Annotated in this window: 18 protein-coding genes and 1 pseudogene; 9 read left to right on the top strand and 10 right to left on the bottom strand. The window is 67.5% G+C overall.

Annotation, left to right across the window (positions count from 1 at the left end; translation table 11 throughout):
• Window positions 1-22 precede the first annotated feature (22 nt).
• Window positions 23-1,162 (bottom strand): RNA polymerase sigma factor, encoded by a 1,140-nt coding sequence (locus ACQHI0_RS28080; RefSeq protein ID WP_427904777.1) that lies wholly within the window; start codon window positions 1,160-1,162, stop codon window positions 23-25.
• Complete coding sequence (locus tag ACQHI0_RS28075; protein WP_427904776.1) at window positions 1,159-1,566, bottom strand: YciI family protein; 408 nt, start codon at window positions 1,564-1,566, stop codon at window positions 1,159-1,161. The genes ACQHI0_RS28080 and ACQHI0_RS28075 overlap by 4 nt, the downstream gene beginning before the upstream one ends.
• A 188-nt stretch (window positions 1,567-1,754) precedes the next feature.
• On the opposite strand from ACQHI0_RS28075, the gene lon reads away from it, so the two are divergent.
• Complete coding sequence (gene lon, locus ACQHI0_RS28070) at window positions 1,755-4,262, top strand: endopeptidase La (protein WP_427904775.1); 2,508 nt, start codon at window positions 1,755-1,757, stop codon at window positions 4,260-4,262.
• A 225-nt stretch (window positions 4,263-4,487) separates the two neighbouring features.
• On the opposite strand, the pseudogene ACQHI0_RS28065 reads toward lon, so the two are convergent.
• Window positions 4,488-4,895, bottom strand: a pseudogene (locus tag ACQHI0_RS28065) (PaaI family thioesterase); the annotation flags it as partial.
• A gap of 104 nt (window positions 4,896-4,999) precedes the next feature.
• Here ACQHI0_RS28065 and ACQHI0_RS28060 point away from each other — a divergent pair.
• The gene (locus ACQHI0_RS28060) at window positions 5,000-6,067 is read left to right on the top strand and encodes a DNA polymerase IV (RefSeq protein ID WP_427904774.1); all 1,068 of its coding nucleotides are present in this window, start codon (window positions 5,000-5,002) and stop codon (window positions 6,065-6,067) included.
• Between the two features lie 79 nt (window positions 6,068-6,146).
• A complete protein-coding gene (locus ACQHI0_RS28055; protein ID WP_427904773.1) occupies window positions 6,147-7,142 on the top strand; it encodes an acryloyl-CoA reductase in 996 nt (331 codons plus the stop codon).
• Between the two features lie 84 nt (window positions 7,143-7,226).
• Here ACQHI0_RS28055 and ACQHI0_RS28050 read toward each other — a convergent pair whose 3' ends face one another.
• The gene (locus ACQHI0_RS28050; RefSeq protein ID WP_427904772.1) at window positions 7,227-9,110 is read right to left on the bottom strand and encodes an ABC transporter ATP-binding protein; all 1,884 of its coding nucleotides are present in this window, start codon (window positions 9,108-9,110) and stop codon (window positions 7,227-7,229) included.
• 225 nt (window positions 9,111-9,335) lie between these two features.
• Between ACQHI0_RS28050 and ACQHI0_RS28045 the strand changes: the two genes are divergently transcribed.
• The 5 genes from ACQHI0_RS28045 to ACQHI0_RS28025 all read left to right on the top strand — a co-directional run bounded on the left by ACQHI0_RS28045 (window position 9,336) and on the right by ACQHI0_RS28025 (window position 14,842).
• A complete protein-coding gene (locus ACQHI0_RS28045) occupies window positions 9,336-12,152 on the top strand; it encodes an FAD-binding and (Fe-S)-binding domain-containing protein (protein WP_427909324.1) in 2,817 nt (938 codons plus the stop codon).
• Between the two features lie 27 nt (window positions 12,153-12,179).
• Window positions 12,180-13,121 carry a DNA-3-methyladenine glycosylase family protein gene (locus ACQHI0_RS28040; protein ID WP_427904771.1) on the top strand — a complete coding sequence of 314 codons (942 nt, stop codon included), beginning with the start codon at window positions 12,180-12,182 and terminating at the stop codon, window positions 13,119-13,121.
• Between the two features lie 217 nt (window positions 13,122-13,338).
• A complete protein-coding gene (locus ACQHI0_RS28035; RefSeq protein WP_427904770.1) occupies window positions 13,339-14,439 on the top strand; it encodes a helix-turn-helix domain-containing protein in 1,101 nt (366 codons plus the stop codon).
• Complete coding sequence (locus ACQHI0_RS28030) at window positions 14,436-14,636, top strand: DUF397 domain-containing protein (protein WP_379239438.1); 201 nt, start codon at window positions 14,436-14,438, stop codon at window positions 14,634-14,636. Before ACQHI0_RS28035 ends, ACQHI0_RS28030 begins: the two co-directional genes overlap by 4 nt.
• Entirely contained in the window at window positions 14,633-14,842 is a 210-nt protein-coding gene (locus ACQHI0_RS28025) for a DUF397 domain-containing protein (RefSeq protein WP_427904769.1), read from the top strand. The genes ACQHI0_RS28030 and ACQHI0_RS28025 overlap by 4 nt, the downstream gene beginning before the upstream one ends.
• Before the next feature lie 320 nt (window positions 14,843-15,162).
• On the opposite strand, the gene ACQHI0_RS28020 is transcribed toward ACQHI0_RS28025, so the two are convergent.
• Genes ACQHI0_RS28020 through ACQHI0_RS28010 form a run of 3 tightly spaced genes read right to left on the bottom strand, consistent with a single transcriptional unit; the run spans window position 15,163 to window position 18,704 of the window.
• Complete coding sequence (locus tag ACQHI0_RS28020) at window positions 15,163-15,909, bottom strand: succinate dehydrogenase/fumarate reductase iron-sulfur subunit (RefSeq protein ID WP_427904768.1); 747 nt, start codon at window positions 15,907-15,909, stop codon at window positions 15,163-15,165.
• Window positions 15,910-15,911: 2 nt separating this feature from the next.
• The gene (locus ACQHI0_RS28015) at window positions 15,912-17,834 is read right to left on the bottom strand and encodes a fumarate reductase/succinate dehydrogenase flavoprotein subunit (protein WP_427904767.1); all 1,923 of its coding nucleotides are present in this window, start codon (window positions 17,832-17,834) and stop codon (window positions 15,912-15,914) included.
• Between the two features lie 30 nt (window positions 17,835-17,864).
• A complete protein-coding gene (locus ACQHI0_RS28010) occupies window positions 17,865-18,704 on the bottom strand; it encodes a hypothetical protein (protein WP_427909323.1) in 840 nt (279 codons plus the stop codon).
• 246 nt (window positions 18,705-18,950) lie between these two features.
• Between ACQHI0_RS28010 and ACQHI0_RS28005 the strand changes: the two genes are divergently transcribed.
• Window positions 18,951-20,129, top strand: coding sequence for an acetyl-CoA acetyltransferase (locus tag ACQHI0_RS28005; RefSeq protein ID WP_427904766.1), 1,179 nt, complete (start codon window positions 18,951-18,953; stop codon window positions 20,127-20,129).
• A gap of 69 nt (window positions 20,130-20,198) precedes the next feature.
• Here ACQHI0_RS28005 and ACQHI0_RS28000 read toward each other — a convergent pair whose 3' ends face one another.
• From ACQHI0_RS28000 to ACQHI0_RS27990, 3 genes are all read right to left on the bottom strand, one after another.
• A complete protein-coding gene (locus ACQHI0_RS28000; protein ID WP_266294652.1) occupies window positions 20,199-20,489 on the bottom strand; it encodes a hypothetical protein in 291 nt (96 codons plus the stop codon).
• A 192-nt stretch (window positions 20,490-20,681) separates the two neighbouring features.
• On the bottom strand, window positions 20,682-21,632 hold the full coding sequence (locus ACQHI0_RS27995; protein ID WP_427904765.1) for an alpha/beta fold hydrolase: 951 nt from the start codon (window positions 21,630-21,632) through the stop codon (window positions 20,682-20,684).
• 261 nt (window positions 21,633-21,893) lie between these two features.
• Window positions 21,894-23,075: an ATP-binding protein gene (locus tag ACQHI0_RS27990; protein ID WP_427904764.1), complete on the bottom strand. Its 1,182-nt coding sequence runs from the start codon at window positions 23,073-23,075 to the stop codon at window positions 21,894-21,896.
• Window positions 23,076-23,083: the final 8 nt, after the last annotated feature.

The raw sequence follows: 23,083 nt of genomic DNA, 5'->3' as shown, positions 1-23,083 counted from the left end.
GGGAGGCCGAGGTCGTTTCGGTTCAGGACAGGAGTAGGCGCACCCGGGCTGCTTCGCGGGTGAGGTGGTCTCGCTCCGGCACGGTGGTGGCCGTGCGGGATGCCTCGGCGTAGAGGGTGGCGGCCTGCTCGAGCTCGCCCGCGCGTTCGAGCAGGTAGGCGCGAACCGCGGTGTGGCGCGGCAGTTCCGGGTCGAGTTCGGCCAGGGCGGCGAGTCCGGCGCGGGGTCCGTCGGCCTCGCCTACCGCGACCGCGCGATTGAGGCGGACTACCGGGCTGTCGGTGCGGGCGAGCAGCTCGTCGTACCACTCCACGATCTGTACCCAGTCCGTTTCGGCGGTGCTCGGGGCGTCGGCGTGCAGGGCGGCGATCGCGGCTTGGGCTTGGTATTCGCCGAGTCGGTCACGGGCCAGCGCTGCCTGCAGAATCATCACCCCTTCGGCGATCAGGGTTGTGTCCCACCGGGATCGGTCCTGATCGGCCAGTGTCACCAGGCGCCCGCCCTCGGTGCGTGCGGCGCGGCGGGCGTGGTGCAGCAGCATCAGCGCGAGCAGTCCCAAGGCCTCGGGTTCGCCGGTGGCGGCGGCGAGCTGGCGGGTGAGCCGGATGGCTTCGGCCGCCAGGTCGAGGTCGCCGCTGTAGCCCTCGTTGAAGACGAGGTAGAGCACGCGCAGCACGGTGGCCGGGTCGCTTGGCCGGTCTAGCGGCAAGCCGGTGATGCGCTTCTTGGCTCGGCTGATCCGTTGCGCCATAGTCGATTCCGGCACGAGGTAGGCCGTCGCGATCTGCCGCGTTGTCAGACCGCCGACCGCGCGCAAGGTCAACGCGACGGCCGAGCCGGGCGACAGCGAAGGGTGCGCGCACAGGAAATACAGCCACAGCGTGTCGTCGGTAGCGGGCACCGGCCCGGCTTCGGGCTCGGCATCGACCGCGAATTCCCTTCCCCGCCTAGATGTTTCGGCGCGCGCCGCGTCGAGGAACTTTCGCCAGGCGACGGCGACGAGCCAGCCCTTCGCATCGCGCGGTGGATCGTCGGGCCAGCTTTCCAGCGCCCGGATCAACGCCTCCTGTACCGCGTCCTCGGCCGCGGCGAACTCGGCCCCGCGGCGGACCAGGATTGCGATCACCGCGGGGACCAGCTCGCGCAGCAGCGCCTCGTTCATTCGGTCACCGTGGGCAACTCCGTGTAGAACGGCCGCAGTTCGAGCCATTCCTGCACCGGCTTCCCACCTGCGCCCGGTGCCGCCGACAGCTCCCCGGCCAGTTCGAGCGCCCGGTCGTAGGTCTCGACGTCGATGACCATCCAGCCGGCGATCAGGTCCTTGGTCTCCGCGAACGGCCCATCGGTGATCGGCGGGCGACCCTCGCCATCCGAGCGGACCCACGTGCCCTGGGTGGACAGCGCCTGACCGTCGACGAACTCGCCGGTCGAGCGCAGGCGATCGGCGAAATCCGTCATGTACCGCACATGCGCGGACACCTCGTCCGGCGTCCACTGATCCATCGGCGCGTCGTTGACCGACGCGGGCGCGCCACGGTAGTGCTTGAGCAGCAGGTACTTGGCCATGATGTTCTCCTCGGTTCGTGTCCTTCGTGGGTTGTACCCCTGGGACGGAGCCACCCACGCGTTCTCGACATCCACGGCAAAAGAATTTCGATCGATTATTTTCGCCGTGAGTGAACGACGCCACCTGCAGGAACAAACCACCGGGGGTCCATGTTGAGTCAGCAAAGCTCAACTTTGGAAGGGTCGACATGACTTCAGCTCAGAACCTGCCGGTGCTGTTCCTGACCGATCCGATCGTGCTGCCGGGCATGGTCGTGCCCATCGAATTGGACGAATCCGCGCAGGCCGCCATCGATGCCGCGCAGGCGGCCAAAACCGGCTCGGTGCTGGTCGCGCCGCGCCTCGACGAGGGGTACGCCTCCTACGGCGTCGTCGCCACCATCGAACAGGTCGGCCGGATGCGCGGTGGCGCGCCCGCGGCCGTGTTGAAGGCCGAGCGCCGCGCGCGGATCGGGCACGGGGTCACCGGGCCGGGTGCCGCGCTATGGGTGGAGGCCGAACTCGTCGAGGCCGTCGAGCCCGACGAGCACACCACCGCGCTCGCCGCCGAGTACAAGAAGCTGGTCGTCGCCGTGCTGCAGCGGCGCGAGGCCTGGCAGATCATCGACATCGTCAACCAGCTCGACGACGTGGAGGCCATTGCCGACACCGCGGGCTACGCGCCGTACCTGTCCGACGATCAGAAGCGCGAGCTGCTCGAGACTCCCGATGTCACCGTGCGGCTGACCAAGCAGATCGCTTGGATCAAAGACCACATCGCCGAGGTGGAGGTCACCGACAAGATCTCCGAAGACGTCCGCGACGGCATGGAGAAGAGCCAGCGCGAGTTCCTGCTGCGCCAGCAGCTCAACGCCATCCGCAAGGAGCTCGGCGAGGACGAACCCGACGGCGCCGATGACTACCGCGCCCGCGTGGAGAACGCCGACCTGCCCGAGAACGTGCGCGCCGAGGCGTTGCGCGAGGTCGGCCGGTTGGAGCGCGCCAGCGACCAGAGCCCGGAATCCGGCTGGATCCGCACCTGGCTCGACACTGTGCTCGAACTGCCCTGGACGGTGAAAACCGAAGACAGCACCGATGTTTCGGCCGCTCGCGCGGTGCTCGACGCCGACCACCACGGTCTGGAAGAGGTCAAGGACCGGATGGTCGAGTACCTGGCGGTGCGTTCGAGGCGGGCCGCGCGTGGTCTCGAGGTCGTCGGCGGACGTGGGTCCGGCGCGGTGCTCGTGCTGGTCGGTCCGCCCGGTGTCGGCAAGACCTCGCTGGGTGAGTCGGTCGCGAAGGCCCTGGGCCGCAAGTTCGTTCGCGTCGCCCTTGGCGGCGTGCGCGACGAGGCCGAGATCCGTGGCCACCGCCGCACCTACGTCGGCGCGCTGCCCGGCCGGATCGTGCGTGCGGTGAAGGAGGCGGGTTCGATGAATCCCGTTGTCCTGCTGGACGAGATCGACAAGGTCGGGTCGGACTTCCGTGGTGATCCGGCCGCGGCCCTGCTCGAGGTCCTTGACCCCGCGCAGAACCACACCTTCCGCGACCACTACCTCGACCTCGACCTCGACCTGTCCAACGTCCTGTTCATCGCCACCGCCAACGTCATGGACACCATCCCCGGTCCCCTGCTGGACCGCATGGAGCTCATCACCGTCGACGGCTACACCGAAGCCGACAAGGTCGCCATCGCTCGCGACTTCCTGGTCCCCCGTCAGCTGGAGCGCAATGCGCTGACCGCGGAAGAGGTTTCGATCACCGACGCGGCATTGCGTGAGGTCGCGGCGAACTACACCCGCGAGGCCGGGGTTCGTCAGATGGAGCGGCTGGTGGCAAAAGCCTTGCGCAAGGCGGCAACTCGCCTGGTGACGGGCGACGCACGCGTCGGCGCGGACGCTGGGCTCGGCAACGCTGCGCTCGACAAGGACACCGCGCTGGTCGACAAGGGCTCGCTCGGTGAGGGCGCGGTGCTCGGCTACGACCCGGAACTCGGGTACGACAACGTCATCGACATCGAATCCGGCCCACAACCGGCCGGTCAGGTGACGAGCTTGACAGTCGACATCGACAACCTCACCGACTACCTCGGCCGCCCCCGTTTCACCCCGGACTCGATGGAACGCACCTCGGTCCCCGGCGTGGCCACGGGTCTCGCGGTAACCGGTGCGGGCGGTGACGTGCTCTACATCGAGGCCAACGGCGCCGAGGGCGAGCGTTCCCTCACGCTCACCGGCCAACTCGGCGACGTCATGAAGGAGTCGGCCCAGATCGCCCTCACCTACGTGCGCTCGCACCTGGAGGAAATCGGCATCGAACCCAAGGTCCTCGACCGCAACATCCACATCCACTTCCCCGCGGGCGCAGTTCCCAAGGACGGCCCATCGGCAGGCGTCACCATGGTCACCGCCCTGGTCTCCCTGGCGCTGGGCCGCCCGGTCCGCGGCGATGTCGGCATGACCGGCGAGGTCACCCTCAACGGCAGCGTGCTGCCCATCGGCGGCGTGAAACAAAAGCTCCTCGCCGCCCAGCGAGCCGGCCTGAAGACCGTCTTCATCCCGGCCCGCAATGAACCGGACCTCGACGAAGTCCCCGCCGAGGTCCTGGCCGCCCTGAATGTCCGCCCCGTCGCCGACGTGGCAGACATCCTGGCCTACGCCATCGAACCGATCGCCGAACCCGCCGCCGAAAGCAAGCCTTTCGCCGTCAGCGCCTGATCCCAACCGGCAACGGGCCGTGTGCACATCGCGCACGGCCCGTTGGCCGTGCCTTGACAGTTCCGTTTACCGGCTGACTGTCGGCGGGAGTTCCGGGCCGTTGACGGTGACCACCGTCAGCTGGTCGGTGTCGTAGTTGTCCTGGTCGTCGTCGAATTCGGCATCGTCGTCGAATTCGGTGTCTTCCTCGGCCGAGGGGGCGAGGTCCTTTTCGACGCGGCGGGTGGTGCCCTGGGCGACCGCGCAGAGGATGGGTTCCTCGCCCTCGGTTTCGGCGTAGACGTCGCAGTGGGTGACGGCTTGGCGGCGGGTGGCGCCGAGGACGGTGGCGTGCACGCGCAGGCGCTCGCCCTGGGCTGGGCGCAGGTAGGTGATGGTGAAGCCGCCGGTGAGGACATTGGGGCCGAGGACGGTGCCCGCGGCGAAGGTGAGGGCGTTGTCGGCGGCGTAGGCGAGCACCCCGCCGTGCACGAACCCGAACTGCTGGCCGTGCTCGGGCTGAATGTCGATGACAAGAGTGGCTGCCCCATCGCCGAATTCGGTGAGCTCGGTGCCGACCAGACGGGCGAACGGTTGCGCGGCGAGTACCTGGCGCGCCAGGTCGAGGTCGAGGGTGGTGGCTTCGGTCGGCATCGGGTGTTCCGTTCTTCGAGCTCAGTCGTGATCGGTTGGCGCGCTACGGATATTGCCACGCCCGGTTACGCCGGATTGTCGGTGCCATGGGGTATGACGGAACAGTGCCTCGGTGGCTCCTGCATGTGGATCTCGACCAGTTCCAGGCGGCGGTGGAATTCCGGCGTCGCCCCGAGCTGCGCGGGCAGCCGGTCATCGTCGGCGGCGAAGGTGATCCCGCACAGCCTCGCAAGGTCGTGACCTGCGCTTCTTACCCCGCGCGTGCCTATGGCGTGCGTGCGGGGATGGCGTTGAAGATGGCGCAGCGCAAGTGTCCCGATGGCGTTTTCCTGCCGGTCGACATGGCGGCGTACGAGGTGGCCTCCGAGGAGATCATGGCGACGCTCGGCCGGGTGGCGGGCGCGGTCGAGGTGTGGGGGATGGACGAGGCCTTCGTCGCCACCGACGGCGACCCATGGCAGCTCGCCGCCGAAATCCGCACCGCGATCATCGAACTCGGCCTCACCTGCGCGGTCGGCATCGGCGACAACAAGCTCACCGCGAAGCTCGCCACCGGCTTCGCCAAATCCACCGGCAAGACCTCCGCCGAACCCGAACATGACCCCGGCGCCGCCACCGGCATCTTCGAACTCACCGCCGCCAACTGGACCGAACTCATGGGCCACCGCCCCACCGACGCGCTCTGGGGCGTCGGCGCCCGCATCGCCAAGCGCATGGCCGATCTAGACATCACCACGGTCGCCGACCTCATGGCCGCCGACCGCGCACGCCTTGCCGCCGAATTCGGCCCGAGCACCGGCCCCTACCTGTGGGTCCTCGGCCACGGCAAAGGCGACACCGAACTCTCGACCACCCCGCGAATCCCGGTGGGCCGCAGTAAATCCGAAACCTTCCCGCACGACCTCACCGACCCCGACGAGATCCGCCGCGAGGTCGCCCGCCTCGCCACCGAAGTCGCCGGGGAAATGCGCGAACACCACCGAATCAGCACCCGGGTCGCGGTCACCGTCCGCACCAAAACCTTCTACACCCGCAGCAAACAGCAAAAACTCCCCTCCCCCACCGACGACATCGCCACTATCACCGACACGGCCCTGGCGATCATCGCCCGCTTCGACCTGGACCGCCCCGTCCGCCTCCTCGGCGTCCGCCTGGAACTCCTCCCACCCTGACCGGCCCAACAGCGCGCGGTCCCGGCTCGCGACTGTGCGTAGGGGTTGTGGAGGGTGGGGTGACTCGTATGCTCAGGGCATGGAGTTCTCAGCGATGGTGGCCAGGGAAGCTGACGGCGGGATCGTGCTCGCTCGTGAAACTGTCGGGGATGATTTCCTCGGCGCGGGCGAGGTGACGATCAAGATCCATTACTCGAGTGCGAATTACAAAGACCTGCTGGCGATCACGCCGCGCGGCGGAGTGGTGCGCAACTACCCGATCGTGCCCGGCATCGACCTCACCGGCGAGGTGATCGCCTCGGAGGTCGACGACTTCGCCCCCGGCGACCAGGTCATCGCACACGGCTACGAGCTGGGCGTTTCCCGCAACGGCGGCTTCGCCGAATACACCAGGGTGCCCGCCGAATGGGTGGTGAGACTCGACGGCCTCGACACCCGCGACGCCGCCACGATCGGCACCGCGGGCTTCACCGCCGCCATGAGCGTGCAGGCCCTGCTCGACCACGGCCTGACCCCCGATGACGGCGCCGTCCTGGTCACCGGCGCGACCGGCGGTGTCGGCACCGTCGCCATCGACATCCTCTCCGGCCTCGGTTTCGAGGTGATCGCCTCCACCGGCAAGACCGACGCGAACGACCTGCTCGCCGAACTCGGCGCCAACGAGGTGATCGGCCGCCTCCCCCTCGACCCCGATGCCAAGCCGCGCCCGCTCAACAAGGCCAACTGGGCCGCCGCGGTGGACAGCGTCGGCGGCGCCTCGCTCGCCCACGTCCTGAGCTCGATCGGCTACGGCGGCGCGGTAGCCGCCAGCGGCCTCACCGGCGGCGCCGAACTCCCCACCACCGTGCTCCCCTTCATCCTGCGCGGCGTCAGCCTGCTCGGCATCGACTCGGTCCAACTCCCGATCGAGAAGCGCCGCGCCCTGTGGGCGGCCCTCGGCAAACAGCTTCGCCCTCAACACCTCTCATCGATCGAGTCCTTCACCTCGATCACCGCGGTCGGCAGCGTTCTCCAGTCGATCAAGGACGGCACCCATTCCGGCCGCACCGTGATCGGCGTCGCCAACGAGTTCTGAGCCGCACCTGCCTCACCATGGAGCAGGCGTTCGGCGGCCGGGTCCGGACACTGGGTGTGCCGGACCCGGCCGGGTGCGTTTCGCTCAGACGGCGGCCGGGATGACGGGGTCGTCGGCGAACTGGGTTCGGTAGAGCTCGGCGTAGCGGCCATCCGCGTTGAGGAGGGTGGCGTGGGTGCCGCGTTCGATGATGCGGCCTTCCTCGAGGACCAGGATCTGGTCGGCGGCGCGGATGGTGGACAGGCGGTGGGCGATGACCAGGGCGGTGCGGCCGGTGAGGGCTTCGGCGAGCGCGGCCTGAACGGCGGCTTCGGAGGTGGAGTCGAGGGAGGCGGTTGCCTCGTCGAGGATGACCACCCTGGGCTGCTTGAGGAGCAGGCGGGCGATGGTGAGGCGTTGGCGTTCGCCGCCGGAGAGGCGGTAGCCGCGTTCGCCGACCACGGTGTCGAGGCCGTCGGTGAGGGTGTCGACCAGGTCGCCGAGGCGAGCGCGGCCGAGAGCGTCCCACAGTTCGGCTTCGGTGGCTTCCGGGCGTGCGAGCAGCAGGTTCGCGCGGATGGTGTCGTGGAAGAGGTGGCCGTCCTGGGTGACGAGGCCGACGGTGCGCTGAATGGATTCGGTGGTCAGGTCCCGCACGTCGGAACCGTTGAGCCGGACAGCGCCGGAGTCGACATCGTAGAGCCGCGAAACCAGTTGGGCGATGGTCGATTTACCCGCGCCGGACGAACCGACGAGCGCGATGAGCTGACCGGGCTCGGCCCGCAACGACACCTCGTGCAGCACCTCGACACCGCCACGGCTGTCCAGCGTCGCCACGTCTTCCAGCGAAGCGAGCGAGACCTTGTCGGCCGACGGGTAACCGAAGTTCACCGCGTCCAGTTCCACCGCGACGGGGCCGTCGGGCACCGGGGTGGCGTGCGGGGCGTCCTCGATCAGCGGCTTCAGATCGAGCACCTCGAAGACGCGCTCGAAACTCACCAGCGCCGACATGATCTCGAGCCGGGCGCTGGCCAGTGCGGTGAGCGGGGTGTACAGGCGGGTGAGCAGCAGCGAGAGCGCGACCACCGAGCCCGCGTCGAGGCTGCCCTTCAGCGCGTACCAGCCGCCGAGACCGTAGACCAGCGCGAGTGCGAGCGCGGAGACCAGCGTGAGCGAGGTGACGAAGGTGGTCTGCAGCATGGCCGTGCGCACGCCGATGTCACGCACACGGGTGGCGCGCACCGCGAACTCCGACGACTCCTGCTTCGGCCTGCCGAACAGCTTCACCAGGGTGGCGCCCGGCGCGGAGAAGCGCTCGGTCATCTGGGTGCTCATCGCGGCGTTGAGCTGGGCGGCTTCGCGCTGCATGGCGGCGAGTTTGTTGCCCGCGCGCCGGGCCGGGATGACGAAGACGGGCAGCAGTACCAGCGCCAGCAGGGTGATCTGCCAGGAGATGCTGAGCATCACGGCGAGCGTGAGCAGCAGGGTGACGAGGTTGGTGATCACGCCGGAGAGGGTGTCGCTGAACGCGCGCTGCGCGCCGATGACGTCGCTGTTGAGCCGGCTCACCAGCGCGCCGGTGCGGGTTCGGGTGAAGAACGCGACGGGCATCTTCTGCACGTGATCGAACACGGCGGTGCGCAGATCGAGGATCAGACCCTCGCCGATCCGGGCCGAGAGCCACCGGATAGCGATGCCGAGGGCCGCGTCGAGGATGGCCAGGCCCGCGATGGCGAGCGCGAGCAGCGCCACCGTGCGCGGGGCCGCACCGTCGACGATCCCGTTCACGACCCGTCCGGCCAGCACCGGCGTCGCCACGCCGAGCACCGCCGCGAGCACGCTGAGCAGTAGGAACCCGCCGATCCGCCGCCGATGATGCGTAGCGAACCGCACAATCCGCTGCGCCGTCACCATGCTGAACGGGCGCTGCTCCTGCGGCGCGTTCGCCTGCCGGTACATCTGGCTGTATGCCACTGATTCGATACTCACTGCCACTCTCCTCGAGGCTCCCCACCCATTGAACTCCTGCCCACCGACACTAAAACCTCAACAAAGGTTGACCGCAAATACTTTCTGGGCGCCGCGGATTCCGCGCTCAGCGAAATCGGGCTCCCGCATCGCCTCGCCAGGCAAGTCGGCCGGTCGCGTCGACGCGCATAGGCTGGTTTCGTGGACGACGACCGGAGCGCCGAATTGCTGGCCGAGGCCCTGCGCATGCGGATCGACTGCCAAGTCGACGCGTCGGTCCGCAGGCGCGTCGAGTACTCCGCCGACGCCTCCAACTACCGCGTCCGACCCGCCATGGTGGTGTTTCCCCGCGCCGAGGACGACGTCGCCGCCGCGATGACCTTCGCGCGCGAGAACGGGCTGCCGGTCACCGCTCGCGGCGGCGGAACCTCGGTCGCGGGCAATGCCATCGGGCCTGGCATCGTGCTGGACTTCAGCAGGCACATGACGGCGGTGCGCGCGGTCGATGTCGAGGCGCGAACGGCGACAGTGCAGCCAGGGGTCGTGCTGTCGGAGCTGCAACGAAGGCTCCGCCCCGACGGGCTGCGGTTCGGGCCGGATCCGTCGACGCAGGATCGCTGCACGCTGGGCGGGATGATCGGCAACAACGCGTGTGGACCGCATGCGCTGGCCTGGGGGCGCACCGCCGATACCGTGCGTGAGCTGCGCATTCTCGACGGCGCGGGGGAGCGGCGAACGCTCGGTGCCGACCTGACCGCGGTGCCCGGCCTGGCGAAGTTCACCACGGCCAATCTGGCTGTCCTGCGCACCGAACTCGGGCGCTTCGATCGACAGGCGTCCGGCTACGGTCTGGAACACCTGCTGCCGGAACGTGGTTTGTCCGCTGCGAAGGCGTTCGTCGGTTCCGAAGGAACCTGTGGACTACTCCTGGAAGCGGATATCGCGCTCACGCCGGTTCCCGCCGCGACGGTGCTCACCGTGCTCGGCTACCCCGATATCGCCTCGGCCGCAGACGATATCGCGGCGGTGGTGGGCTGCGCGCCGATCGCGGTGGAGGGCATCGATGCCGGCCTGGTCGACGTCGTCCGGGCACATCGGGGAACGGTGCCCGAGTTGCCGCGTGGGCGCGGCTGGCTGTTCGTCGAAACCGCGGGAGCGACCCCGGCCGAGGCGCTGTCGGTGGCCCAACGACTGTGCGCGGCCAGCGCTGCCGATGACCACCGGATCGTCACCGATCCGAGTGCGACAGCGGCACTCTGGCGTATCCGCGCCGATGGTGCCGGTCTGGCCGGTCGAACTCCCGATGGGAAGCCGGCGTGGCCCGGTTGGGAGGATGCCGCTGTCCCCCCGGAGAATCTCGGGTCCTACCTCCGCGAATTCGCTACGCTCACCGCGGAATACGACGTGAGCGGCCTGTTGTACGGCCACCTCGGCGACGGCTGCATCCACGTCCGCCTCGACTTCCCGATCACCGACGCACCCCGGCGATTTCGCACCTTCCTGTTCGATGCCGCCGAACTCGTTGTGCGCCACGGCGGCTCGCTCTCGGGCGAACACGGCGACGGCCGTGCCAGATCCGAACTACTCGAAGTCATGTACTCACCGGCCGCCCGTGCGGCTTTCGTCGGCTTCAAAACTCTGTTCGATCCCGACAACATCCTGAACCCCGGCGTCCTCGTCGCCCCGAACCCCGTCGACGCCGACCTGCGCGTAGCCGGTCTCGCACCCGTCCCGTCGCGAGGTTTCGCCTTGTCCGCAGACGCCGGCGATTTATCCACAGCTGTGCACAGATGTGTAGGAATCGGTAAGTGCCGTGCGGACACTCACTTGACCGGCGGCTTCATGTGCCCCTCGTACCTGGCCACCGCCGACGAGAAGGACACCACGCGAGCCCGCGCGCGAGTCCTCCAGGAGGTCGTCCGCGGCGAACTCGACTGGCGCGCACCAGCAGTCGAGCAATCCCTTGACCTCTGCCTGTCCTGCAAAGCCTGCGCCTCCGACTGCCCCGCGGGCGTCGACATGGCCACCTACAAATCCGAGGCGCTCTACCGCCGCTACCAGGGCCGCCTCCGCCCACTGGATCACTATGTCCTCGGCCAACTCCCACGCTGGCTGGCGATCGCCCGGCACTTCCCCCGCCTGGCCAACGCCTTGGCCGCCCGCCCCCGCCTCCGTCGAACCGGCATGCGTCTGGCCGGAATCGACCCGAGGCGCGTGGCACCGCGGCTCGCCCCCGAACCGCTGCGCCGGATCTGGACCGATGAGAAAGCGAAAGTGCGGGGCCGCGACGGCGACCACGTGTCCGCCGAGCGCACACCGGCATCGGCCAGCGATCTGCCCGCAGGCGAAGTGATGCTGTGGATCGACACCTTCACCGAGACGTTCGACCCCGAGAACGCGCTGGCCGCCAGACAACTCATCGAACAGCTCGGCTACCGCGTCACCCTCCCGAAGGCTCGCGTCTGCTGCGGCCTCACCTGGATCAGCACCGGCCAACTCGACGGCGCCCGCAACCGCCTGCGCGCCACCCTCGACGCCCTGGCCGAACACGCGGCGGCAGGCGGCCCGATCATCGGCCTCGAACCCTCTTGCACCGCCACCCTCCGCGCCGACCTCCCCGAACTACTGCCCGGCGACCCACGGGCACACCGGGTCGCCGCCTCGATCCGCACCCTCGCCGAGTTCCTGCTCGAGCACCCCGCCTGGCAGCCACCCCGTCGACCGCACGACACCGTCGTGGTCCAGCCGCACTGTCACCAGCACGCCGTAGGTGGCTTCGATGCCGAACGCCGGATCCTCGCCGCGATGGGCGTCACGGTCGAGGAACTGGCAGGCTGCTGCGGCCTGGCAGGCAACTTCGGCATGCAACGCGGCCACTACGACGTCTCGGTCGCAGTAGCGGAAAACGCCCTGCTCCCCGCGCTGAGAAGCGCCCCACCGAACGCCGTGTTCCTGGCCGACGGGTTCTCCTGCCGCACCCAAGCCGACCAGCTGGCCGGCGTCCGTGGCCGACATCTGGCCAGGTACCTGCTCGACAGTTCGACCGGACCGCCCATCGGTTGACGCCGGTCACAGGCGCACAATGGTCGGATGCGTGACCAGACCCTGGCTCAGGACCTGGCCGGTCTGTCCAGAACTGTCCGGTCGAGCAGGCCCTTCGACGTCGGCATCACCGTGTCGCCCCTGCGTCGGGGTGGCGGCGACCCCTGCCACCACGTCACCCCCGACGGTGCCCACTGGCACGCCTCGCGACTGCCCACCGGCGTGGTCACCTACCGCCTGACCCAGGACGGCCGCGACGGCGCCACCGCGCGCGCCTGGGGCCCCGGTGCCGAGGAATTCCTGGCCGGCCTCGAGACCATGCTCTGCCTCGAGGAGAACCTCGACGACTTCGCCCCCGAACATCCCAAGCTCAAAGAAGCCCACCGCACGGTCCCTGGCCTGCGCATGCTGAAAACCGGCCGGGTGATGGAGTCGCTGATCCCGGCCGTCCTCGAACAGAAGGTGCACACCAAGTCGTCGTTCGCGGCCTGGCGCACCCTGGTCCGCGAGTTCGGCACGAAGGCTCCCGGTCCGGCACCGACCGGCCTGATGGTGGCGCCGGACGCCGAGACCTGGCGGCTCATCCCGTCGTGGAAATACCACCGAGCCAATGTCGGCCCGCAGCGCGCACAGACCATCGTGCGCGCGGCCAGGGTCGCCGATTCGATCGAACGCACGGCAACGCTCGACCCGGCCGAGGCGGCGCGACGTCTGCGCAGCCTGCCGGGTATCGGCGTATGGACGGTGGCCGAGACCGCGCAACGCGCCTTCGGTGACGCCGACGCGCTCTCGGTCGGCGACTACCACCTCGCCGCCGTGGTCGGCTGGAGCCTGCTCGGCCACCCGATCGACGACGACGCGATGATCGAATACCTGCGACCGCTACAACCCCACCGCTACCGGGCGGTGCGGCTGCTCGGGCTGAGCGGACAGGCGCGCAAACCGAAGTTCGGCCCGCGCGATCCGATCACCGACCATCGCCACCACTGAGGCGTGCCACCACTAACGCGTCGCGCGCGCATCCAAGACGCAGCGGCCCGCTTCGACGAGGGTGTTACGCGCCCGTCTGCGCACCCGACACTCCTCGACCGTGCAGTCGAGGTGCAATTGCATTGCGGCATGAGCTTGTTCGGGCTCCATCGGGCCCGGATCGGTAGAGCAACTCAGCAGTGCTGTGGCGACGCGCATGTTCACTTCGCTCAATTGCATGGAACCAGCACAGCACGCAAACCCCCCGCTAACGGTGAGTACACGCCCGTTCGGCGAGATTTACCGCGAATTCCCAGCACAACATCCAAGCGGGAGTGCAGGATTCCCCACAGTGGACGAAATCCACCCTCGCAGTGGGGCTCGGCGCGGGGTGGCGGGTGTGCGACACAGAAGGAGTGGGGCTGTGGCAGCGAACGCATCTAACGGAACAGAAGGGCAGACAGGTGTCTCCTCGACCCTGCCGCGCCGCCAACTCGGGCGCTATCTGCGCGATTGGCGCACCCAGGCCGGGCTCACCATCGCCGAGGCGGCCCGGCTGATGGAGTGGGGCGCCAGCACCCTGCAGCGCCTGGAAAAGGGTCAGGCCGATCGCATCCGGACCATCGACATCCACGAACTGTGCCGGATCTACGGGATTCCCGACGATCTCGCCGAGGGCTTCACCGGTCTCGCGCAGCAGGCCGCTGTGAAGAGTTGGTGGCACGCCTACGGCGATCTGATACCCGAAAATTTCGATATCTATGTGGGTTTGGAGGCTTCGGCGCACCGGCTGCGCGCCTATCAGTCCGAGCTGGTTCCCGGCCTGTTGCAGACCGCGGAATACGCACGGGCACTGAATCATCTGGGCTTTCCCCAGGATTCGGTCGACGAGCTCGATCGCCGCGTCGCGCTGCGGCTGCAACGCCAGGCGCTGATCAACCGCAAGCATTCGCCCGCCGAGATCGACGTGGTGCTGCACGAATCGGTATTGCGCACGATCGTCGGTGATGCAAAGGTGATGGCTGCGCAGTTGCGACATCTCGCCGACGCGAGTACGCGAAGTAATGTGGCAGTGCGCATCCTGCCGTTTGCCGCCGGTGTTCCGCTCGGAGTCTCTACCGGACCTTTCACGGTTCTCGAGTTCGGCACCGACAGTAAGGGGCAACCGGTCGAACCACCGGTGGTGTACGCCGAAGGCTTTACCGGCGACCTCTACCTGGAACGACGCGCGGATGTTCGAAGGTACGACCTGGCTCACGAATGCCTCCAGCGTCATGCGCTGGATATCCAACCGAGTAGATACCTGCTGCGGCAGGTCGCGAAGGAGTATGTGGCATGAGTTTCGATCTCGTCGACGCACACTGGTTCAAGAGCACCCGCAGTGGTGCGGGCAAGGATTGCGTCGAAGTTGCCTTCCTGTTCGGTGGGCAGGTCGGCGTGCGTGACAGCAAGAACCCCGCGGGCCCGGCGCTGGTCTTCGACGGCGCCAGCTGGGATGCCTTCACCCGCGGCATCGACACCGGCGTGTTCGCGTGAACACCAAGCGCGACATCGACACCACCGGCGCTACCTGGCTGCGCGCGGGTACCGAGGACGGCAGCGTGGAGGTCGCCATGCTGGCGCAGGGGTACGTCGCCCTGCGCGACAGCAAGAATCCCGACGGTCCGGTGCTGATCTTCACCCCGAGTGAATGGACCGCGTTCACCGCGGGTGTGCACGACGGCGAGTTCGATCGTCCTTGATCACGCTAGATCACAGAACGATAGATATTCGGCATAGGCCGAGGTTTGGTGCGGGCAGGGTCGGGTAGCCCAGGTATATGGACCGAGGGTTGAAGAAGATGCCACCCCGGTACCGGAGGCTAGCGCCTGAGGATGGGGTGGAGCGCCTGATCGTGATACTGCTGTTCGCGGTATCGGCGATCGGAATCTACGTACTCACCGGCTCATTCCTGTCGGCGCTGTTCATCGGATTACTGGTCGGATTAGTCGCTGTGGGGACTGTCGCTGTCTTGTAGGCGGCGGACGCTGCGGGGTTTCGTACCCCGCAGCGTCAACAGTTCCTATCGCCTGAACAATTTATTGCCGAGCCAGACAATCGGGTCGTATTTGCGATCCACGACCCGTTCCTTCAGCGGAATCAGCGCGTTGTCAGTGATCTTGATGTGCTCGGGGCACACGTCGGTGCAGCACTTGGTGATATTGCAATAGCTCAAACCTGCTTCCTCCTGGGCCATTTCGCGTCGATCGCGCGTGTCCAGGGGATGCATCTCCAACTCCGCGATGCGCATCAGGTAGCGCGGGCCCGCGAAGGAGGGCTTGTTCTCCTCGTGATCACGCACCACATGGCAGGTGTCCTGGCACAGGAAGCACTCGATGCACTTGCGGAACTCCTGCGAGCGTTCCACGTCGATCTGCTTCATCCGGTAGTCGCCCGGCGCGAGACCGGCCGGTGGTGTGAACGACGGTATCTCCCTTGCCTTCTCGTAGTTGAACGAGACGTCGGTGACGAGATCCTTGATGATCGGGAACGTGCGCATCGGGGTGACGGTGATGACCTCGTCCGCCGTGAACGTCGACATCCGCGTCATACACAGCAACCGCGGGCGCCCGTTCACCTCCGCCGAGCACGAACCACACTTGCCCGCTTTGCAATTCCAGCGCACCGCGAGGTCGGGGGTTTGGGTGGCCTGCAGGCGATGGATGATGTCGAGCACCACCTCGCCCTCGTTCACCGCCACCGTGTAGTCCTCGAGACTGCCGCCGTCGATGTCGCCGCGCCAGACCCGGAACCGGGCGTCGTATCCCATGGTTACGCCTTTCCCTCGGCTGCCGGGTGCGCAGCCAATTCTTGCTCGGTGTAGTACTTTTCGAGCTCGCCGAATTCGAACAGGGCGAGTAGGTCTTCGCGCATCGGTGTCTGATCGGCGGGGGTCACGGTGACGTCCGGGATCTGCGCGCGCGATCCGGCGACGGCCGCGCAGACCAGCAACTTGTTGCGCCAGTCCGGATTCATGCCGGGGTGATCGTCGCGGGTGTGGCCGCCGCGGCTCTCGGTCCGCAAAAGCGCTGCCTGGGCGACACATTCGCTGACCAGCAGCATGTTGGCCAGGTCGAGGGCCAGGTGCCAGCCGGGGTTGAAGGGCCGCTTGCCCGCTACCGTCACGTTGGCATAGCGGGCGCGCAATTCGTTCAGCTTGTCGATCGCCGCGCGCACCTCGTGCTCCTTGCGGATGATGCCGACCAGGTCGTTCATCGTCTGCTGGAGTTCGGAGTGCAGGGTGTAGGGGTTCTCGCCCGCACCGTCTACGGCCGAATCGAATGGCGCCAGTGCGGTTTTCACCGCGTCGTCGATATCGGCCTCGGCGGGTGTCGGCTTGTCGGTGAGCTGCTGGACGTACGCCGAAGCGCCGAGCCCGGCCCTGCGGCCGAATACCAGCAGGTCCGACAGCGAGTTGCCGCCGAGCCGGTTCGAACCGTGCATACCGCCGGAACACTCACCGGCGGCGAACAATCCGGGCACCACCGCCGCGCCGGTATCGGGATTCACCTCGATCCCGCCCATCACGTAGTGGCAGGTGGGCCCTACTTCCATCGGCTCGGCCGTGATGTCGACGTCGGCCAGTTCCTTGAACTGATGGTGCATCGACGGCAGCCTGCGCACGATCTCCTCGGCGGGCATGCGCGAGGCGATGTCGAGGAATACGCCGCCGTGCTCGGTGCCGCGGCCCGCCTTCACCTCCTCGTTGATCGCCCGTGCGACCTCGTCGCGGGGGAGTAGGTCGGGGGTGCGGCGCGCGGAATCGTTGTCGCGCAGCCACTGATCGGCTTCTTCCTCGGTCTCGGCGTATTGGCCCTTGAACACCGGCGGGATGTAGTCGAACATGAACCGCTTACCCTCGGAGTTCTTCAGCACACCACCGTCGCCGCGCACACCCTCGGTGACGAGAATGCCCTTCACACTCGGCGGCCAGACCATGCCGGTGGGGTGGAACTGCAGGAACTCCATATTGATCAGCGTCGCGCCGGAGCGAATCGCCAGCGCGTGGCCGTCGCCCGTGTACTCCCACGAGTTCGATGTCACCTTGTAGGACTTGCCGATTCCGCCGGTGGCCAACACCACGGCGGGCGCCTTGAACAGGATGAAGCCACCGGATTCGCGCCAGTACCCGAACGCGCCCGCGATCGCGCCCGCCTCGGTGAGCAATTCGGTGATCGTGCACTCGGCGAAGACCTTGATCCTGGCCTCGTAATCGCCGGTCTCCGCGTAGTCCTCCTGCTGCAGCGAGACGATCTTCTGCTGCATCGTGCGGATCAGTTCCAGGCCGGTCCGGTCGCCGACGTGGGCGAGGCGGGGATAGGTGTGGCCGCCGAAGTTGCGCTGGCTGATCCGGCCGTCGGCCGTCCGATCGAACAGCGCCCCATAGGTTTCCAGCTCCCACACCCGATCGGCCGCCTCCTGGGCATGCAGTTCGGCCATGCGCCAGTTGTTGAGGAACTTGCCGCCGCGCATCGTGTCTCTGAAGTGCGTCTGCCAGTTGTCCTTGTCGTTGGCATTGCCCATCGACGCCGCGCAGCCGCCCTCGGCCATCACGGTATGCGCCTTGCCGAACAACGACTTACACACCACCGCCACCGAAAGCCCTTGTTCGCGTGCCTCGATCACGGCTCGCAGACCCGCGCCGCCCGCCCCGATCACCACGACGTCGTAGTCGTGCCGTTCCACGTCTGGCATTGAAATTCAAGCTCCTCGCGTTGTCGCGGATCAGTTGACGAACCGCAGGTCCGAAATGGTGTCGCTCGCAACCAACATCACGTAGAAGTCGGTGAGCACGAGGGTGCCGAGCGTGGTCCAGGCCAGCGCCATGTGGCGGGTGTTGAGCTTGGAGATCTGGGTCCAGTACCAGTACCGCACCGGGTGGGCGGAGAAGTTCTTGAGCCGTCCGCCCGCGATGTGCCTGCACGAGTGACACGACAGGGTGTAGGCCCACAGCAGGATCACGTTGACCAGCAGCACTATGTTGCCGAGGCCGAAACCGAAACCACCACTGCTGCCGTGGAACGCGGTGATCGCGTCGTAGGTATTGACCAGCGACACCACCAGCGCCACGTAGAAGAAGTAGCGGTGCGCGTTCTGGATGATCAACGGCAGCCGCGACTCACCGGTGTAGCGCGCGTGTGGCTCGGCTACCGCGCAGGCGGGCGGGGAGAACCACACCGAGCGGTAGTAGGCCTTGCGGTAGTAGTAGCAGGTCAGCCGGAAGCCGAGCAGGAACGGCAGCACCACGAACCCCAGCGGGATCCAGATCGGCAGCTCGGGGAACGGGGTACCGAAGTGCGCCGACCCCGGCGCGCACGAGTCGCTCAGACACGGCGAATAGAACGGGGTCAGATAGTGGAACTCGGGTACCCAATAGGCCGTCCGCACAAAGGATCTGATCGTCGCGTAGATGATGAACGCGGCGAGCCCGAGCGCGGTGAACAGTGGTGGTAGCCACCAGCGGTCGGTGCGGAGGGTGCGTGCGGAAATACGGGCACGCGTTCTGCTGAAGACGCCGGTCCCCGCCGAGTGCGATGCGGGGGAGGCGGTCGGTGCGGCACTCACGGTGGATGCCTCGCTGATCTTCGGGTCTGCGGCAGTGATCATTCCCCACCGCGATGGATTGTGATGTGGAGCACCATACGCCTGTGTTCACGCCGCTCGTCGTGGGTCTCACGCACTCGGTTGCCGCACACGTCGGTGATCTCGATCACAGCCGTGACGGCCGTGACGGGCTGTCATACCTGTGCAACAAACCTGTGGTGCCCTGTGACAGGTATTCCCCCGCCGGGGAGAGGAGCGTGACGCGCAATGAGAAGAGCCGCGATCGTGGCACCCGTCCGCACGCCCAGTGGCGTCGAGGGTGGTGCGCTGTCGGGTATGCCCGCCGAATGGCTCGCGACCACGGTGTTGTCGGCCGTGATCGAACGCTCGGGGATCGACCCGCTACGCATCGCCGATGTGGCCATGGCCTGCATCGACGGTGGCCTCTCCGATGTCCCCGCGGTGGGTTCGCTCGCCGCCCGCGGCGCCGGATTACCTTTCGCGGTGCCAGGTTTCGTCACTGACAAACACGGTGGCAGCGGCCTGCAGGCGGTGATCACCGCGGCGATGATGGTGCAGACCGGTGCCGCCGACGTGGTGGTCGCGGGCGGAGTGGAATGCGCGTCGACACAGTCCGGGCTGCTCGGTGGGACCGCTGGGCTGCACAATGCCGAGCGGCTCGCGCACTACTACGGGATCGACCGCAATGCCGCCGACGAGTTCGCGGTCGCCAGTCATCGCAAGGCGGCCCGCGCTTGGCGGCAGGGTGCGTTCGCGGCCGAGGTGGTCGGGGTGGCCGCCGGGTACGGCGATCACCAGATCACCCGCGACGAAGGTGTTCGCGATGATCTCTCGACGCACACGCTGGCCGGCTTGCGCCCGCTGCTCGCCGACGGAGTGGTGACGGCCGGGAACATGAGTTCGCATCGGCTCGGGGCGTCCGCGTGCCTGGTCGTGGCCGAGGATCGCCTCGGTGAGCTGGGATTGACCCCGATGGCTTTCCTCGCGGGGTGGGCCGCCGCGGGATGTGACAACGAGGGCCCCGGTCTCGGTGCGGCGCCCGCGGTGTCGAAACTGCTCGGCCGTACCGGGTGTTCGCTGGATGAGATCGACTTGCTCGAGATCAACGAGGGTTACGCGGTGGAGGTGCTCGCCTTGGCCACCGAATGGGAACTCGACCCCTTGGACCGCCTGAACGTGAACGGCTCGGATATCGCGCTCGGCCATCCGGTCGGTGCCACCGGCCTGCGCATCATGACGACGATGCTGCACGAACTCGGCCGCACCGGCGGCCGCTACGGACTCGAGGCCATCGCGCTCGGCCACGATCACGGGATCGCGGCGTTGTTCGAATCCGCCGAGGTCGACGAGCCCGCTGAAGTCCCGCGTGGCGCCCGCTTTCACGGCTCCCGAACACGCAGACTTGGCCGACATCGGGCGGGGTGACCCCGATGCGGCGCAGGAGGGTCGGCGCGACGACCCTGGTAGCAGGGCCGTCGCGCCGGTGATCAGGCTTTACTTCGTGCGCGGCCGGGAGTGGAACCCCAACCCTTCGTCCTGCGCGCCCATCCATGCCGCTTCGTCCGACTTGCTGTCGGGGACGTAGATCGGCTCGGACCTGCGCGGAACGGCCAGTTCCGGCGGCGGCTCGTGCTCGAAATCCTCGGCGTCGATGACGAGCCGCTCCAGGTCGTTCTCCAGGCGGCGGATGGTGGCCGCGTCGCCGTAGTTGGAGCGCAGTGCGCCGATCGATTGCCGGAGTTGGCCGACCGCGTAGCGCAGTTCCGCGATATCGCTGCGTGTCATCGTTACCTCCTGGGTATATGGCGGGCATACCGACTCGCCGGATCACGGGTACGCCCGAAGAGTCCCGGGCCGCACTGCACCGAGCCGTGTGACTCACCACACAACGTGATCTCCACCACAATAACGGATCTTTTCGGTTTACGCCCGGAGTTGTGGGGGATCACTGCGATTGCCATCGGGTAACTGTTCGACTCACCCCGCGACGGCGTAACGGGCCCGAACGCCGGTACTTGCCCGGTCGACCAGCTCGGTGAGCGAGTGCGCCACTTCCTCCGCGCGCTCGAGGACCACGCTGTGACCCGCGCCCTCGATCCGCACCAACTCGGCGCCCGCCAGCTGCGAGGCGAGTACCACCGAGTGCGCGAACGGCATCATGAGATCGGCCGAACCCGCCAGGACCAGGGCGGGCAGATCGCCGAAGTGGGGCAGCGTGAGCGCCTCGTCGAAGTCGAGCAGCGAGCTCAGGAAGCCGGACATGGTGAGCAGCGCGGTCTCGTTCAGCACCGCGGTGGCGATGGCCGCCACCCGTGGATTCACCCGCCGGGTGCCCGTGCTCGCCTCGCGGATCAGCGGCCCGAAGATCCAGCGCGAGAGACGCTTCGACGCCTGCATCACCCGGGGCGCGTGCACGACGGCGTGTTGCAGCGAGGCCACCGCGTGCCGGTTGAGCAGCCTGCCGAGACCGACCTCGGTGATACCGCCGGCGGCGCCGGCGATCAGGCCGATCCCCGCGACCCGCTGACCGATGGCCGCCGGGTAGAGGCGGGCGTAGGCCAGCACCACCATCGCGCCCATCGAATGACCGACCAGCACCACCGGTCCGGTCGGCGCGACCGCGCGCAGCACCGCGTCGAGATCGGTGGCGAGCTGGTCGATCGTGTAGGTGCCGTGGTGCGCGTGCCCGGATTCGCCGTGGCCGCGGTGGTCGTAGAAGACCATCCGGGTGCCTGCGTCCCAGTCCCGCAGGAGGTGTTCGCGCAGGAAGGACCAATATTCGGTGTGCAGGCAGTGGCCGTGGACGAAGACGACGGTCAGCGCCGCGTCGGTGGCGCCGAAGCTGCGGACCGCGATCGGTACACCGTCGTCGGCGACGACTGTGCAGCGGCGACCGTCGCTGTCGGTGATAGGGAAGGTCTTCGACATAGCGGCCTCCTCCGGTCCGGCGGGACGCATCTGAACGACGCGTCCCTGCTGGGCTTTTCGGAGAAGGTTTCCAGCGCGTTAACTGCTCAACCCTCGCGTTATCCACCCGATGCGCAACTGATCCCGGGCAGGCTCACACCGTTACTCACCACAATCTTCGAATATCTAGCGAATTGAATAGAACTATGTAGATATTGGTCGAGTGGGCTCTTCAGGTTTTTCTTTCGCTCTCTAGTGGATGTCATAGAAACCAGAAGAAACTCATACGCTCCGGAGATAGCGGCCGAAGTGGGGAACGGTGAAGCCGATCGTGCCGCGTTCGGCCGAGTAGATGAGCCCCTTCTTGATCAGCCCGTCGCGCGCGGGTGACACCGACGCGGGCTTTCGGCCGAGCTCGGCAGCCACCGCCGCCGTCGCGACCGGAGCATCGTCACCGGCCAAGTCGGCCATGGCGCGCATGTACTCGCGTTCGGCGGGGGTGGCGCGTTCATAGCGGGAGCCGAAGAATCCGACCGCGAGTTCCTCTTCCGCCGCGGGTGCGGCCACGGCCACATCTTCGGCGGTGATCGGGCTGTCGGGCGCCTGATCCCAGGCCGCTTTGCCATAGGCCTGCACGAAATACGGGTAGCCGTCGGCTCTTTGGTAGAGCGAGTCGAGCGCGGTCTCGGTGAACTTCACGTCCTCGCGTTCGGCGGGCGCGATGAGGGCGAGGTCGGCCGACTCGCGGTCGAGGCGATCGATGCGGTGATAGCTGAACAGTCGCTCGGAGTAGCTTTTCGAGGCCGAAAGGACTGCGGGGAGGTGAGGTAGGCCCGCCCCGACGACGATCAGCGGCGCGCCGTCCTGGCTCAGCTCGTGGCAGGCCCCGCAGATCGCGGACACGTCAGCGGGCCCGAGGTCTTGCATTTCGTCGATGAAGACGGCTATGCCGACACCGATGTCGGAGGCGAGGGCCGCGGCCTCTTTGAACAGTTCGATCAGGTCGATCTCGATATCGCCGGAATCGGCACGGCCGGTCACCGCCGGTACGTCGATGCCGGGCTGCCAGCGTTCGCGCATTCCCTTGTCCGCGGTGGCGCGCAGGGCGAAGGCCTTGAGAATGCCGAGGAAATCGTCGACCTGCTCGGCATTGCGCGCGTTCATCGCGATCCCGCGCACCGCCATGTGCAGTGCCGAGGACAGCGGTCTGCGCAGATCCTGGTCGGGTCGCGCCTCGATCTTGCCGGTGCCCCAGCCGCGTGAGATGGCGGCCGAGCGAAGCTGGTTGAGCAGCACGGTCTTTCCGACGCCACGCAGGCCGGTGAGCATCACGCTGCGTTCCGGGCGGCCGCGGGCGATGCGCTCGAGCACGATGTCGAACGCCGCGAGTTGTTTGCCACGACCGGCCAATTCGGGCGGACGCTGGCCGGCGCCGGGTGCATACGGATTGCGCACGGGGTCCATGCCGGATA

It is taken from the genome of Nocardia sp. FBN12 (assembly GCF_050320175.1).
Lineage (GTDB): Bacteria > Actinomycetota > Actinomycetes > Mycobacteriales > Mycobacteriaceae > Nocardia.
This window is presented reverse-complemented; position numbering and strand designations above follow the sequence as displayed.

What these genes read in the sequence shown, in the direction of transcription:
- ACQHI0_RS27995 (WP_427904765.1), bottom strand. Translation starts at nt 21,632, where the DNA reads ATGTCGAAGACCTTCCCTATCACCGACAGCGACGGTCGCCGCTGCACA.
- ACQHI0_RS28000 (WP_266294652.1), bottom strand. Translation starts at nt 20,489, where the DNA reads ATGACACGCAGCGATATCGCGGAACTGCGCTACGCGGTCGGCCAACTC.
- ACQHI0_RS28035 (WP_427904770.1), top strand. Translation starts at nt 13,339, where the DNA reads ATGGAACCAGCACAGCACGCAAACCCCCCGCTAACGGTGAGTACACGC.
- ACQHI0_RS28030 (WP_379239438.1), top strand. Translation starts at nt 14,436, where the DNA reads ATGAGTTTCGATCTCGTCGACGCACACTGGTTCAAGAGCACCCGCAGT.
- ACQHI0_RS28045 (WP_427909324.1), top strand. Translation starts at nt 9,336, where the DNA reads ATGCGGATCGACTGCCAAGTCGACGCGTCGGTCCGCAGGCGCGTCGAG.
- ACQHI0_RS27990 (WP_427904764.1), bottom strand. Translation starts at nt 23,075, where the DNA reads ATGGACCCCGTGCGCAATCCGTATGCACCCGGCGCCGGCCAGCGTCCG.
- ACQHI0_RS28080 (WP_427904777.1), bottom strand. Translation starts at nt 1,162, where the DNA reads ATGAACGAGGCGCTGCTGCGCGAGCTGGTCCCCGCGGTGATCGCAATC.
- ACQHI0_RS28005 (WP_427904766.1), top strand. Translation starts at nt 18,951, where the DNA reads ATGAGAAGAGCCGCGATCGTGGCACCCGTCCGCACGCCCAGTGGCGTC.
- ACQHI0_RS28055 (WP_427904773.1), top strand. Translation starts at nt 6,147, where the DNA reads ATGGAGTTCTCAGCGATGGTGGCCAGGGAAGCTGACGGCGGGATCGTG.
- lon (WP_427904775.1), top strand. Translation starts at nt 1,755, where the DNA reads ATGACTTCAGCTCAGAACCTGCCGGTGCTGTTCCTGACCGATCCGATC.
- ACQHI0_RS28040 (WP_427904771.1), top strand. Translation starts at nt 12,180, where the DNA reads ATGCGTGACCAGACCCTGGCTCAGGACCTGGCCGGTCTGTCCAGAACT.
- ACQHI0_RS28075 (WP_427904776.1), bottom strand. Translation starts at nt 1,566, where the DNA reads ATGGCCAAGTACCTGCTGCTCAAGCACTACCGTGGCGCGCCCGCGTCG.
- ACQHI0_RS28020 (WP_427904768.1), bottom strand. Translation starts at nt 15,909, where the DNA reads ATGGGATACGACGCCCGGTTCCGGGTCTGGCGCGGCGACATCGACGGC.
- ACQHI0_RS28015 (WP_427904767.1), bottom strand. Translation starts at nt 17,834, where the DNA reads ATGCCAGACGTGGAACGGCACGACTACGACGTCGTGGTGATCGGGGCG.